13 protein-coding genes are annotated in these 14158 nt (G+C 42.4%); 11 read left to right on the forward strand and 2 right to left on the reverse strand.

The window, feature by feature from the left end; translation table 11 throughout:
- Nucleotides 1–48 precede the first annotated feature (48 nt).
- From L1068_RS00195 to L1068_RS00220, 6 genes are all read left to right on the forward strand, one after another.
- Nucleotides 49–1575 carry a fumarate hydratase gene (locus L1068_RS00195; RefSeq protein WP_237128552.1) on the forward strand — a complete coding sequence of 509 codons (1527 nt, stop codon included), beginning with the start codon at nucleotides 49–51 and terminating at the stop codon, nucleotides 1573–1575.
- Between the two features lie 464 nt (nucleotides 1576–2039).
- On the forward strand, nucleotides 2040–3080 hold the full coding sequence (locus tag L1068_RS00200) for a Glu/Leu/Phe/Val dehydrogenase dimerization domain-containing protein (protein WP_010560366.1): 1041 nt from the start codon (nucleotides 2040–2042) through the stop codon (nucleotides 3078–3080).
- Between the two features lie 106 nt (nucleotides 3081–3186).
- Nucleotides 3187–3834 (forward strand): CatA-like O-acetyltransferase, encoded by a 648-nt coding sequence (locus L1068_RS00205; protein ID WP_237128553.1) that lies wholly within the window; start codon nucleotides 3187–3189, stop codon nucleotides 3832–3834.
- Between the two features lie 118 nt (nucleotides 3835–3952).
- The gene (locus L1068_RS00210; RefSeq protein ID WP_237128554.1) at nucleotides 3953–4702 is read left to right on the forward strand and encodes a hypothetical protein; all 750 of its coding nucleotides are present in this window, start codon (nucleotides 3953–3955) and stop codon (nucleotides 4700–4702) included.
- 77 nt (nucleotides 4703–4779) lie between these two features.
- The gene (locus tag L1068_RS00215) at nucleotides 4780–5520 is read left to right on the forward strand and encodes a hypothetical protein (RefSeq protein WP_237128555.1); all 741 of its coding nucleotides are present in this window, start codon (nucleotides 4780–4782) and stop codon (nucleotides 5518–5520) included.
- Nucleotides 5521–5693: 173 nt separating this feature from the next.
- Nucleotides 5694–6434 carry a hypothetical protein gene (locus tag L1068_RS00220; protein WP_237128556.1) on the forward strand — a complete coding sequence of 247 codons (741 nt, stop codon included), beginning with the start codon at nucleotides 5694–5696 and terminating at the stop codon, nucleotides 6432–6434.
- 47 nt (nucleotides 6435–6481) lie between these two features.
- Here the strand turns inward: L1068_RS00220 and L1068_RS00225 are convergent, their stop codons facing one another.
- The gene (locus tag L1068_RS00225) at nucleotides 6482–8848 is read right to left on the reverse strand and encodes a helicase-related protein (protein ID WP_237128557.1); all 2367 of its coding nucleotides are present in this window, start codon (nucleotides 8846–8848) and stop codon (nucleotides 6482–6484) included.
- Between the two features lie 65 nt (nucleotides 8849–8913).
- Here L1068_RS00225 and L1068_RS00230 point away from each other — a divergent pair, with 65 nt between their 5' ends.
- Both L1068_RS00230 and L1068_RS00235 read left to right on the forward strand, forming a co-directional pair.
- Entirely contained in the window at nucleotides 8914–9861 is a 948-nt protein-coding gene (locus tag L1068_RS00230) for a hypothetical protein (protein ID WP_038641117.1), read from the forward strand.
- A 63-nt stretch (nucleotides 9862–9924) separates the two neighbouring features.
- Nucleotides 9925–10746, forward strand: a complete 822-nt coding sequence (locus L1068_RS00235; protein ID WP_237128558.1) for a M90 family metallopeptidase — start codon at nucleotides 9925–9927, stop codon at nucleotides 10744–10746.
- Between the two features lie 141 nt (nucleotides 10747–10887).
- Here L1068_RS00235 and L1068_RS00240 read toward each other — a convergent pair whose 3' ends face one another.
- A complete protein-coding gene (locus L1068_RS00240; protein ID WP_237128800.1) occupies nucleotides 10888–11799 on the reverse strand; it encodes a LysR substrate-binding domain-containing protein in 912 nt (303 codons plus the stop codon).
- A 142-nt stretch (nucleotides 11800–11941) separates the two neighbouring features.
- Here L1068_RS00240 and L1068_RS00245 point away from each other — a divergent pair, with 142 nt between their 5' ends.
- Genes L1068_RS00245 through L1068_RS00255 form a run of 3 tightly spaced genes read left to right on the forward strand, consistent with a single transcriptional unit; the run spans nucleotide 11942 to nucleotide 14097 of the window.
- Complete coding sequence (locus L1068_RS00245) at nucleotides 11942–12394, forward strand: DoxX family protein (protein ID WP_010560360.1); 453 nt, start codon at nucleotides 11942–11944, stop codon at nucleotides 12392–12394.
- Nucleotides 12395–12410: 16 nt separating this feature from the next.
- Nucleotides 12411–13109 (forward strand): pirin family protein, encoded by a 699-nt coding sequence (locus L1068_RS00250; RefSeq protein WP_237128559.1) that lies wholly within the window; start codon nucleotides 12411–12413, stop codon nucleotides 13107–13109.
- Nucleotides 13110–13119: 10 nt separating this feature from the next.
- Entirely contained in the window at nucleotides 13120–14097 is a 978-nt protein-coding gene (locus L1068_RS00255) for a glutathione S-transferase family protein (RefSeq protein ID WP_237128560.1), read from the forward strand.
- The last annotated feature ends 61 nt before the right edge of the window (nucleotides 14098–14158 follow it).

Here is a 14158-nt window from a genome sequence, read left to right on the forward strand (position 1 = left end):
CACACTGTAAACATTTGCCACCGTCACGGCATATAATAAGGATACATAATGAGCACTATCCGTCAGCAAGACTTTATTGACAGCATCGAAGATGCATTGCAATACATTTCGTTTTATCACCCACTAGATTTCGTACAAGCGCTTGATAAGGCGTACCAAAAAGAAGAAAGCAAAGCGGCTAAAGATGCGATTGCGCAAATCTTAATTAATTCACGTATGTCGGCAGAAGGTAAGCGCCCACTGTGTCAAGATACGGGGATTGTGACGTGTTTCGTTAAAGTGGGTATGGACGTTAAATGGGATAAAACCGACTTGACGGTTCAGCAAATGGTTGATGAAGGCACACGCCGCGCATACCTTAACCCAGATAACCCACTGCGTGCATCAATTGTTGCAGACCCAGCAGGCAGCCGTAAAAACACTAAAGATAATACGCCATCAGTTGTGCATATCGACATGGTGCCAGGCGCTGAAGTCGAAGTAATGATTGCGGCAAAGGGCGGCGGCTCTGAAAACAAAACTAAAATGGTTATGCTTAACCCGTCAGACGATGTAGCAGCTTGGGTTGAAAAAACGTTACCAACTATGGGGGCGGGCTGGTGTCCACCTGGCATGTTAGGTATAGGTATTGGTGGTACAGCTGAAAAAGCAGCAGTACTTGCAAAAGAATCACTGATGGATCCGGTAGATATTCATGAGTTAATGGAGCGCGGCGCAGAAACAGCGGAAGAAAAGCTTCGTTTAGAGATTTTTGAGCGCGCAAATAAAACCGGTATTGGTGCACAAGGCCTTGGCGGTTTAACTACCGTTGTTGATATTAAAATCAAAACAGCACCAACACACGCTGCGTCTAAGCCTGTAGTGATGATCCCTAACTGTGCGGCAACGCGTCACGTTCACTTCACATTAAACGGTTCAGGCCCTGCGGATCTTAAAGCGCCTAAGCTAGAAGATTGGCCAGAAGTAACATTTGAAGTAGGTGAAGATACACGCCGTGTTAACCTTGATACCTTAACAAAAGAAGACACAGCCGATTGGAAGATGGGCGAAACAGTACTGCTAAGCGGTAAGATTTTAACTGGTCGTGACGCAGCGCATAAGCGTTTGCAAGACATGATTAATTCAGGTGAAGGCTTACCTGAGGGTGTTGATTTCACCAATAAATTTATCTATTACGTAGGCCCGGTAGATGCAGTAGGCGACGAAGCAGTAGGTCCTGCGGGCCCAACAACGGCAACACGTATGGATAAATTTACTGACTTAATGCTTGAGAACACAGGCATTGTTGGCATGATTGGTAAAGCAGAGCGCGGCCCTGCAACAGTTGAATCAATCAAAAACAATAAGTCAATTTACCTAATGGCAGTGGGTGGTGCAGCGTACTTAGTATCAAAAGCAATTAAGAAAGCAAAAGTGGTTGCGTTTGAAGACTTAGGTATGGAAGCAATCTACGAGTTTGAAGTAGAAGATATGCCAGTAACGGTAGCGGTAGATAGCGAAGGTAACAACGCGCACAGTGCAGGCCCTGCAATCTGGAAAGCAAAAATTGAAGAGCTAGACGCAAAACTAAAATAATTTTTGGTCGAGCAAATAGTTTAACAAAATAAAAAGGGCGCATATGCGCTCTTTTTTATTGCATCACTCTAGAGCTTAACTGACAAAAAACGATTGGAAATTATGCTTGAGCTGTATTCACGCATTGATTAAGCTCTGAACCCTGAACCCTGAACCCTGTAACTTCTTCTTTACGCTCTCTTATCTTTCAAGCTTATCGCTTACGTAAACGTCAATCTACAATTTAAATATTAGCGGATCTTTGCGATATTTTGCTTGGAATAGGTCTGTAATTGCATTGTTTTTAATTGAAATGAGTATAGTTTAAATTGAATATGTTTAATTGTAAGTTTAACTGGGTTGTTCATCTAAAATTGTAGTCTTGATGAAAGGATAATGTTAGAGTCGGTGCAAACCAAGAATAACCCGTTCATTTAACGCCATACTTATTATGTGCGTTAAACATTTACAAGTTGGAGAGTCGTGTGACTGTTTTTAATCGTACTGAATTTGATAACCACGAAAACGTTGTTTTTTGTGCAGACAAAGAAACTGGCTTAAAAGCAATTATTGCTGTACACAGCACTAAATTAGGCCCAGCAGTGGGTGGTTGTCGTTTATGGGATTACGCAAGTGACGAAGATGCAGTATACGATGTACTGCGTTTATCAAAAGGCATGACATATAAGAATGCAGTTGCGCGCTTACCATTCGGTGGTGGTAAATCAGTAATCATCGGTAATGCAAAAGAAATCAAATCAGATGCACTATTTAAAGCATTTGGTCGTCATTTAGAGCGTTTAGGTGGTAGTTATTACTCAGCAGAAGACGTAAACATCACCTGTGATGACGTTGCTGTAATGAATACTGAAACAAACTATGTACTTGGTCTTGAAGGTAAAAGCGGTAACCCATCACCGTTTACAGCACTAGGCACGTTTTTAGGTATTAAAGCGGCTTACCAACACAAGCACGGTCATCAAGACTTAGCGGGCGTAAAAGTGTCAGTACAAGGTCTTGGCGCGGTTTCTTACACACTGTGTAAATACCTACACGAAGCAGGTGCTGAGCTGTTTGTAACGGACATCAACGAAGAGCGTGTTAGCCGTGTAGTTAACGACTTTAACGCAACTGCAGTTAACATTGACGAAATCTACGACCTAGATGTTGATGTATACGCGCCGTGTGCACTAGGTGCAACAATCAATGATGAGACTATTCCTCGCATTAAAGCAGGCATTATCGCAGGTTGTGCGAATAACCAGCTTGCAGAGCCACGTCACGGTGAAATTATTCGTGAAAAAGGCATTTTATACGCGCCAGATTACGTAATTAACGCAGGTGGTATCATCAACGTTTACTACGAAACAGCGCCAGAAGGTTACAGTGCAGAAGCGGCAACTAAACACGTTGAAGGTATTTTCGATACACTAAGCGAAATCTTCAAGCGTTCAGAAGACGAGCAAAAGTCAACGCATATTATTGCAGACGAACTAGCACAAGAAATCATCGAAAACGGTTTGTAATTTACCCGTTTTTTGCTTGTAAAAACACGAGTAAAAGAATGAGCTTGAAAGTTCATGCTATGCTCGGTAAGGTGCCCGCAATTGCGGGCATTTTTATTTTAAGATTATGGCAACTCAAATCGACCTCTCTACCTGGCAACGCGCCGAACACTTTTCATTTTTTAAAGACTTAGCAAACCCGTACTTTTCGGTCTGTGTGCGTATAGATGCGGGTGAATTGTTTGCCGCATGTAAGCAAAGTGGTCAGTCGTTCTATTTAGCTTGCCTTTACGCTTTGCTGCGAGCCAATAATACTTACCAACCTGTTTGCCACCGTATTGATAACAACCAAGTATGGCTGTGCGATAAAATTGAAATTAACGCGGTGCAATTAGATGAGCAAAACCTCTTTAAGATTTCATACTTACCTTATGCTGAAGGCTTTGCTGAATTTAGTGAAAAAGGCAAAATTGCATTTGAAAAAGCAATCAGTCAGCCATTTTTCTCAGAAGAGTTTAACTCAATAGAAGGACGCCTTAACTGTATTCATGTGTCGGTGTTACCCTGGCTTGATTTTACAGGCTTTTCCCATGCAACACCGTTTGGTGAGCAAAATGGCATTCCCAAATATGTGTTTGGTAAATTTGATAAACAGCTTGGCACCATGCCACTCAACATTGATGTGCACCACGGCTTAATGGACGGCTTTCACGTTGCGCAGTTTGTAAATGTGCTACAGCAAGAAATGACAGCACTTGCTAAAAGTTTAAGTTAAGCTCTTTTAAAGCAGCATAATGCAGCTTTATTTTTATAAAAAATCAGTAATATTATTGAGTTAGCAATTGCTACTCGTTAACATGTACCGACTTAAGGAAAACAAACGGACGTGTTAAATGAAATCTCCTCTTTATATTGGCGTAACGGTTGCCTGCTTAGTTATGCTAACCGCCTGCAAAACGGTCGACAAACCTTATCAAGGTCATGGGCCAATTAAAGTCACCGTAGAAGCAAGTGCAGCGCCGGATGAACCTATTTTTATCCAGTCAGCACTTGTTAAAGCCTGTAACAACACAGGATGTGACACGCCTAATAGTGATAACAACTATCGCCATTTAAAATCAACCTATATCAACATACCTGTGGTATTTCCTTTTAAAGCATTTCAGGGCGCAGACGCGAACACGCAAGCGACAATTGCCTTTTCAATCTATCACCCGAACTATGGGCAACTAACCAAAGAAGTCACGCTTGCCCAAGCAGAGCAGGCTGAGATAAGTACCTTAACCATTGAAGTTGAGTATTTTGAAGAGCGACTTAAACGCTTAGAGAAAGACGCCGATACGAAAAATACAAAAATGCTCAAGTTTGGGTTTAACCAAAAAGATCCAGAGTTTCTGTCTCGTAAAGCTGAATACTTAAAAGCGCGTTATCAGCTAGGCGCAGCGGTAAACGAGCATATTCGCATGTTGCGCGAATTGTATTTGCCGCAATTTACACCTGAAGACCAAACCAAAATTACCACAAAATATAATCCGATAATTAAAAAATGGTTTTATCGTTATCCCGAGACAAACTGCGACCTAGAAGCACACTGTGAACAAGATGCACAAAAACCACGAACACAGCACTTTAACGCGCTCTAGTGTAGCGAAAAGTGACTAAAAATGGCCAATAACAACAATATGATAAGACAACAAAGCGCTTTACAAGGAACAATAAAATGAAACGCTTATTTTTAACACTTAGCATTTTGGTGTTGGCCGGGTGCACAAGCTTGATGGATAAGTCACATGGCTACCGCGGGCCCATTGCGGTGACGGTAAAGCCGCAAGATGGCATTGAATCGACAGAGCCATTTGTTATCACATCGGCCCATGTTGAAACCTGTGGTCATGGTGGCTGCCCCCGTGATGATAGCTACAACCACTATCGCCATAAAAAGCTCGGCTACGCTAATCAAGCAGTGGTTTTTCCGCGGGAAAAGCTGCAACTATTTATATCAAATGCCTACGCCAATATGCTTTTTACGTTAGCACATCCGCTTTATTCTAATTCATTTACCGAAAGGGGGATTGCGCCAAGTCGCGCGGATGAAACAATTCCGCTTACTCTTGATGCCGAGCCGTTTGAAGCAAAATTAGCACGCATTGAAGGGTGGGCGAATGATCGTAAAGCCAAAATGGCGCAGTTTGCGCGGGGGACTAGAGAGTATCATTCAAATGAAACGTTATACGAGCAAGCGCGATACAATTTAGGAAATGCCGTTAGAAAGCAAATTCGTATGATGCGAGAAGAATATTTACCGCAGTTTTCGCCCGAAGAGCAGGCCCGCATTAAGGCAAAATATAACCCCATTTATAAAGAGTGGTTTTACCGCTACCCAGAAACCACCTGCGGACAAGAAGTCTATTGCCAAGACGATATTAAAAAACCAAGGACGGAACATTTTTATGGACTGTAATTTTAAACTGGCGAAATTAGTGTTCTGCTTAACACTATCAGGAGTGAGCCTAACAGGTATAGCCCATGACACGAATACCACTCACCCTAGGATCACCCATATCATCGGCGAGTCTATTTTGGTATTTAATCCCCCAATACCAAGGCTAACGGCGCTTTACAAGGAACAATAAAATGAAACGCTTATTTTTAACACTTAGCATTTTGGTTTTGGCCGGGTGCACAAGCTTGATGGATAAGTCACACGGCTACCGCGGGCCCATTGCGGTGACGGTAAAGCCGCAAGATGGCATTGAATCGCCAGAGCCATTTGTTATCACATCGGCCCATGTTGAAACCTGTGGTCATGGCGGCTGCCCCCGTGATGATAGCTACAACCACTATCGCCATAAAAAGCTCGGCTACGCTAATCAAGCAGTGGTTTTTCCGCGGGAAAAGCTGCAACTATTTATATCAAATGCCTACGCCAATATGCTCTTTACGTTGGCGCACCCGCTTTATTCTAATTCATTTACCGAAAGAGGGATTGCGCCAAGTCGCGCGGATGAAACAATTCCGCTCACCCTTGATGCCGAACCGTTTGAAGCGAAATTAGCACGCATTGAAGGGTGGGCTAAAGAAGGTAAAGCCAAAATGGCGCAGTTTGCGCCGAGTACCAAAGAGCACCACTCGGGGGAGCAGCAATACCACAGAGAGCGATATAACTTAGGAAACGCGGTTTATCAACAAATTCGCATGATGCGAGAAAAGTATTTACCGCAGTTTTCGCCCGAAGAGCAGGCCCGCATTAAGGCGAAATACAACCCCATTTATAAAGAGTGGTTTTATCGCTACCCAGAAATTGTCTGTTATGACAGCTTGAATTGCCAGGACGAAATTAAAAAGCCAAGGACGAAACATTTTTATGGACTGTAATGGTTTGCTGTAAAACGCAGCAAACCAGAGTATTGTGATTCAGCTGGTTATTTAATATCCACCAATTTACTGGCGCGGCGATATTGTATTTTTGCGCCATTAAAATTGGGTAGCTCCCACTTTTTTGGGGCTTCTACACGCTGACCACTCGTGTAATGAAGCACCACGCGTTTTGCGCTTATAAAGTATTCCACCCTGAGTTGTTGCTGTGGCAACACCACTGTTAGCGGGTACAGCTCACAAAATTGCTGCCATGTGTAGTCATCAACTAAGCCATAGGCAAAATCACTGTTATTAAGAAGTGCCAGCTCATCAAGCGAGCTTATTTCTAAATCACTTAATACCCGTGTGATTTGTTCGTGTGGTGCTAATAATTGCCAATCGGTGCTATGTACATTTTGGTAAAGACAAAGCTGCTGGTATTCCTGTGTTAATTCATCATAGAGTGATTCACAAAGCACGCCAGTTTCAATTAGGTTAACGGTGGCGGTAATAAATTCATGGCTTTTAACTGCGGCGCTAAATGATTTTAATATGGTGCCTGCGTATTGATATTGGTAATTGCCTATTAATTCATTTTGCTCAGTAATTTCAGATGAGCATAGCTTTGCTTCACCTAAGTTATTATCAATAATAGCGTTGGTTGTTATGGGGCTTACTTTAGTTGCCAGTGTTTTTCGGTCTTTTACTGCACGCCCAGCTAGGCTGTAGGTTTTGAGTACCAGTAGGGCGTCGGGCTCGTTACTTAAGTAGCTGTCTTTGGCAATCACTACTTCTTGCTTACCATTATTGTAACTGCCACGGCGGTTTTGCTTTTTAATATACACGCAGCTTGGCAGTAATGCGGCAATGGCGTGTTGCAATTCAGTGATGTTGTAACTGGCGTATTTACTGAGTTCGGGTAAATCAAAATGGCTACGCAGCTGGCTGGCAAATTGTTTGGCCTCAACAAGGGCGTTTTCTTCTGCGCTGATATACTCTAAAAACTTTCCACGCACTAAGCCAATGAGCAAGCTAAAGTCACACAGGTTAGGAAAGTCATTTTCTAATTGTATAAATTTTTCTGAATTTTTATCTAGGGTGAACAGTTTTGCTGGCACGCTTAGGGCACCTGCAAGGTCGGCCATTGCCTGTTTTAGGCGGTTATTCGGCATGCTTGCCACTAAATGGGAAAGCGAAACGTCGATGGGTAATGGCGCAAGGGCTTTACCATAGTCAGTTGCAATACCCGCATCGTTAATGGCATTAATGGTTTTAAGCGTTGAAAGCGCTAAATCATGGGCTTGTTGTGACAGTGGGTTGATAAAGCGCAAATTGCCAAGGGCATGATTATTTGCCGCGGCTGCCAACATCATATCTGTTAAGTTTTCTCGCTGAATTTCAGGGGGTGTATGGGCTTCAAGCGGTGCGTGTTGACCAAAGAGTGCTAAGTAGACACCCTTAGTAATTCGCCCCGCACGGCCTCGGCGTTGTAGTTTGGAGTCATTGGCGATGGCAGTTAAATCCAACACACTTTGGCCGTTTCGAATATGTGTGCGGCGCTCAAGCCCTGAATCAATCACCACGTCAACACCCGGAATGGTTAAGGATGTTTCTGCCACGTTAGTCGCTAAAATAAGGCGGCGTTTTTCCCCTGGTTGCAAAGCGCGTTTTTGCTCGCTGATGGGGCTTGCACCATGCAAGGTGATTATATCGAATTGGTCGTTCAATCGTGCGCGCAAATAACTGGCGCAAAGTTGAATTTCCCCTTTGCCGGGCAAAAATGCCAATACATCTTGGCTGCCAAGTTGATACGCTTTTTCAGCGGCAAATGCCATGCGCTCAGTGAGGTTGTCTTTATGTGGCATATCACGCATAGCGGGAGCAAGGTAATGCTCTTCGACGGGGAACACTTTACCTTCAGCGTGTAAATGTATGCCTTGGCAATAGTTAATAAGTTGCTCAGCGTTTAATGTTGCGGAGGTGATCACAAGCTTATGGCGTTGATTGTTGGTTTTATTGTGCTCAAGCAGTAAAGCCAGCAGTAAATCGGTGTCCCAGCGGCGCTCATGAAACTCATCGAGCATAATGGTATTGAAATCTTGTAATAACCCTTCATTTAACCAACGCAGTGCCACACCTGGGGTTACAAATACAATCTCGGTGTTGTCGTTTGCATGTACTTCAAAACGAATGGCATAACCCACTTTGTCGCCAAGGGATGTTTGCATTTCGTTTGCGACGCGCTCGGCAAGGCTCGTACAGGCAATACGCCTTGGCTCAATAACCAATACTTTACCGCTTTGTGTGCACCACTGTGGCAATTGGGTTGATTTACCCGTACCCGTATTGGCGCTGACAATAATTGGTTGATAGCTATTGTTGTTGCCAATATGGGCTAAAAAATCGGTTTTAATCTGGTTGATTGGTAGCATGCGTTTATTTCTTTGTCCGAGTCGCGATATAATTGACGGTATTATTTGTCTATTAGGATAATGTTTTGAAAGACATTGCGATTTTAATTTCACCTGTTGCAAACGGTGCTTATTTTAACGAAACCATCGATATTGCACAAAAAGAGTTTAAACAGTGTATTGGCGAGTATGATCTGACACTAAACGAGATTGGCGGCATGCAATTTTTGCAAACCCAATTGCCAGAGCAAAAACTTGAAGCACTAGCTCGTTTATCATTTGTACAAGGCATTTTTAGTTATGATTCGGGCACATTAACGCCGCTATCGCTAAATACTGATTTTAACTTACACAGTGATTTTGTATTTGGTAGCAAATACAAAGGCAAAACCAATGAAATTTTAACGCAGTTGTTGCTCAATGTGGGTTTAAGTTTCTGTAAAGAAAAAGACGTCAGCAAGATTAAATTGCTAGACCCTATGTGCGGGCGCGGCACTACTTTAATGTGGGCAATGCGTTACGGCATAAAATCAAAAGGCATTGAGCAAGACCCAAATGCGGTATTGGACTTTAGAACCTTTGCCAAAAAATGGACTAAGCTGCATCGCCAAAAGCATGAGCTAAAAGAGGGTTTTATTGGTAAAGCCAATAAACAAAACAAGGGTAAGTTTATTGATTTTACTGCTAATGGCGTTAATACCCGGATTATTAATGGTAATGCGACTACTGCGTGTGATTTATTAAAGCGTGAAAAGCAGCATTTAATCATTAGTGATATTCCTTACGGTGTGCAACACTTTACGACTGAAAAAACCCGCAACCCAATTGCTGTGTTAGAAGAATGTGCGCCGCAATGGGCAGATTTACTGCATAAAGACGGTATTTGCGTTATTGCGTTTAATAAGTACATTCCAAAGCGCAAAGAGCTGATTGCGGTTTTTGAAGCGGCAGGCCTTAGTGCACTTGAGTTTGAAGCACCGCATCGCATGAGCGAATCAATTTTCCGTGACGTTGTTGTTTTAAGAAAGAACTAAATAATATATTCCCTACCTTGAACAATCCCATGCTTCACCCAATTAAATAGAGAAGGGGGGAGCATGGACTTCATACTAATAATATTAACCTTGGTATTTATCGCTGCTTATTGGCATTTCGATACGCTACGCACTATTTACTGGGAACATAAACTAAAAGATCGCACATTAAGCGACAGCGATCGCAATGTATTACTTAAGTACATGCCGATTTATCGCCGAATGACAGATAGCGAGCGCGCACGACTAGAAAAACACATCATCTGGTTTTTAGCGACCAAAGACTTTTTAGGACGCGATGGTTTAGTAGTAAACCACGCAATGAAATTGATAGTGGCGGCCGATGCTTGTGTGTTGGTACTTAATAAACCTTGGCCGCTGTATAAAAACGTAAAGCAAATTTTGCTTTACCCAAGCGCCTACTATGCAAATTCAGAAAGCCGTGATGGCGCAGGCCTTGTGAGTTTTCATCAAACAGTTAGGCAAGGGGAGTCGTGGCCGGGTGGGACTTTAGTGCTTTCATGGCATGATGTACTTAACGGTAACCGTTTACCAAACGATGGCCATAATTTAGTATTTCATGAGTTTGCCCATCAACTCGATCAAGAAACTGGTGCAACAACAGGCACGCCGCTATTAAAAGACAAACTTACCTATGAAAGTTGGGGACGCGAATTCTCTCGTGCCTACAATATGTTAAAAGCGCATGTGGCGTATGGCATGCCCCACGTTATTCACAGTTACGGTGCCACCAATGAAGCGGAGTTTTTCGCAGTAATCACCGAAACCTTTATTGAAAAACCCAGCGAATTAAAAGCCTATGATCCGGTCATTTTTGATTTATTGCTTAATTACTTTGGCTTTGACCCAAGGCGCTGGAACTAATACCAATTTTATTAATCATTTGAACATTCTAGCGAGTTAAATGACCCATAAACTGCGTTTTAAAATTCTTAAGTAGAACAACTACATGTCGAATTATAAGCCTTGTTTCTGAGCCATTTCTCTGTCGCAATAAATGACCAGCTAATTAATGCAATTGGTATCAATCTGCCAGTTAGCTTGGGTAAGCCTTTCAATAAACCATTGAAAGGCTTTGCCTTGATTATCTTTATGCCACGCAATGTATAAGTCTTGTTTTGGTCTTGGAATGGTGCACTCTTTTTGCACTAGCTCGCCATTTGCAAGATACGGTTTAGCAATATGACTTGGCAAAAATCCCACACCAATACCGGCAAGTTGGGCAGTGAGTTTTGCCTGCATTGAATTAACATTGATTACTTGCTTGGCGCTAAATAGCCCGGTACTTCGTTCTGGCAACAAAGTGGAAGTGTCTGATACCACAATCGCGGGGTAGTGTTTTAAATCATCGTCGTCCAGTGGTGTAGTAACCTTTGCCAAAGGGTGCGATGCTGCGACAGCAAAGATAAAGCTTAATTCCGCGATTTTGTGGGTGCGATACACGCCTTTTGGCAATTCGCCTGTTGCACCGATAACAATATCGGCACGCTTACTATGTAAGGCATCCCAGCCGCCACCTAAGGCTTCAACGCTTAGTTGAATATCAACTTGTTCAGGCCGTTTGGTGAACTCTTTTAACAACTCAAAAATGACACCTTCTGGGATCACGGTATCACGAGCGATGCGCAAGCGTTTTTCCCAGCCTGATTCTAATTGGCTTACGGCATCGAGCATTTTGCTGGTGGAATGCAAAATTTGCCTGCCATGTTCTAGCACCAACTTACCCGCAGGGGTGAGTACTGCTCGCTGTTTTGAACGGTCAAACAGTGGCGTGCCAATGTCTTCTTCAAGTTTTTTGATAGTGTAGCTTAGCGCCGAAGGCACTTTATAAAGTGATTCGGCTGCGGCGGCAAAACTGCCTTTTTTATCGATAGCATCGAGTGCTTTTAAGGCGTCAATAGTGATGGCTTGATACATAATTCTTTTATTCAAAAAATTTGAACTAAGGGTTCAAAATGTTCCGATTTTTTATTGAGTTTAGCATGCTTATACTTAATTTCATCAGTTAAGCAGATGCTTTAATAAATTAGATAAGTTTAAAATTTTTGAGGAATAAAATATGAAAACACTATTAACAACACTGACATCAAGCCAAGCCGGTTACGCAGCACTGGCGTTAAGATTACCTATCGGCATTATTTTTATGGCACATGGCGCGCAAAAATTATTTGCTTGGTTTGGTGGTTATGGCCTTGAAGGCACGGGTGCATGGATGGAATCTATTGGCTTGGCACCGGGCTATTTAATGGCGCTAATGGCTGGCAGTGCGGAGTTTTTTGGCGGTTTATTTATTTTACTTGGCTTATTAACTCGTCCAGCGGCGTTAGCACTTGCAGGCACTATGATTGTTGCAATCTTTACTGTGCATTTTGAAAACGGACTGTTTATGTCTAACAATGGATATGAGTTTGGCTTAGCTTTGTTGGCAGCAAGTATTTCTTTAGTGTTCTCGGGTGCGGGTAAAGCTTCACTGGATGCGCTTATTTCAGATAAATTGACACAACACGCTTAATTAAGAGGGAAGCACGATGATCACACTTAGAAAAGCACATGAGCGCGGCGGCGCTGACTATGGCTGGCTTAAGAGCAAACATAGCTTCTCTTTTGCAAATTACTACGACCCTAAACACATGGGCTTTTCAGCCCTTCGTGTTATTAATGATGATGTTGTGGCACCGGGCGCGGGATTTGATACCCATGGCCACCGCGATATGGAAATTATCAGCTATGTGTTGTCAGGCACCATTGAACATAAAGACAGTGCGGGCAATATCAAAACGCTTCCAGCAGGTGAATTTCAGTTAATGTCGGCAGGCAAAGGTATTTTTCACAGTGAATACAATGCATCAAATGAAGAGCAACTGAGATTTTTACAAATTTGGATTGAGCCGAATAGCTTTGGTGGTAAACCGGGTTATCAACAAAAAGATTTTGGTAAAGAAGCTGGTTTAACGACGATTGTTACGCCAAATGGCGAAAATGGCACGCTTGCGATAAAACAAGATGCAAAGCTATATCAACTGATCCTTGAACCAAAGCAGCAGTATTTATTTGAAGCAAATAATGAACCTGTGTATGTACATCAAGTTTCAGGCAGCACTTTAGTTAATGCTACTCAAATTGAAAGTGGTGATGGTGCAAAAGTGTTAGATGAAACTGAATTAGTATTTGAAAACGTATCTAACACCCCAGCGACAATAATTATTTTTGAATTACCACAGGTTTAAGGAGTAGATCATGGGATTATTAGTTGAAGGTAAATGGCACGATAAGTGGTACGACACCAAAAACAGTAAAGGTAAGTTCGAACGTGAAGCTTCGCAGTTACGTAATTGGGTCACACAAGACGGTGAAGCGGGTCCTTCAGGTACAAATGGGTTTGCTGCAGAATCTGGCCGATACCATTTATATGTATCTCTGGCGTGCCCATGGGCTCACCGTACCCTTATTTTTCGCGCTTTAAAAGGGCTAGAGCAGCATATTTCTGTATCTGTTGTAAGCCCAGACATGTTAGAACATGGTTGGACATTTGATAAAACACAGCACAGTACGGGCGATGCATTGTTTGATTTTGATTATATGCATCAAATATATACGCGTAATAACGCAAACTACAGCGGCCGTGTTACCGTACCTGTGCTTTGGGATAAAAAACAAAACTGTATCGTCAGTAATGAGTCGTCAGAGATTATTCGCATGTTTAACACTGCCTTTAATCATTTAACAGGCAGCGAGCATGATTATTATCCTCTGCATTTACGGGCTGAAATTGATGAAATTAACGAATTTGTTTATCACAGTATTAATAACGGAGTATACAAAGCGGGTTTTGCGACAACACAAGACGCATACGAAGGGGCGTATATTGAGCTTTTTAATGCACTTGATAAAGTTGAAGCCATTTTGGCTAAACAGCGCTACTTGGTAGGTACACAAATTACTGAGGCAGACTGGCGTTTGTTCACAACCTTAATACGATTTGATGCGGTTTATTTTTCACACTTTAAATGTAATCAACGTATGCTTGAGTCGTATCCGAATATTGCAAATTATATTCGTGAGCTTTATCAAGTGAAGGGCGTGGCTGAAACGGTCGATTTTTATCATATTAAACGCCATTACTATTTTAGCCACACTATGATTAACCCAACGCAAGTGGTACCAGTTGGGCCAAAAGTGGATTACAGCAGCGCGCATAATCGTTCGTCACTTTAAAATGAAAAATTGAATTACAGGCAATAAAAAAGGCAGCTTATACGCTGCCTTTTTTACTTTT

This window comes from Pseudoalteromonas sp. MMG024 (assembly GCF_021654175.1).
In the GTDB taxonomy this organism is placed as follows: Bacteria; Pseudomonadota; Gammaproteobacteria; order Enterobacterales; family Alteromonadaceae; genus Pseudoalteromonas.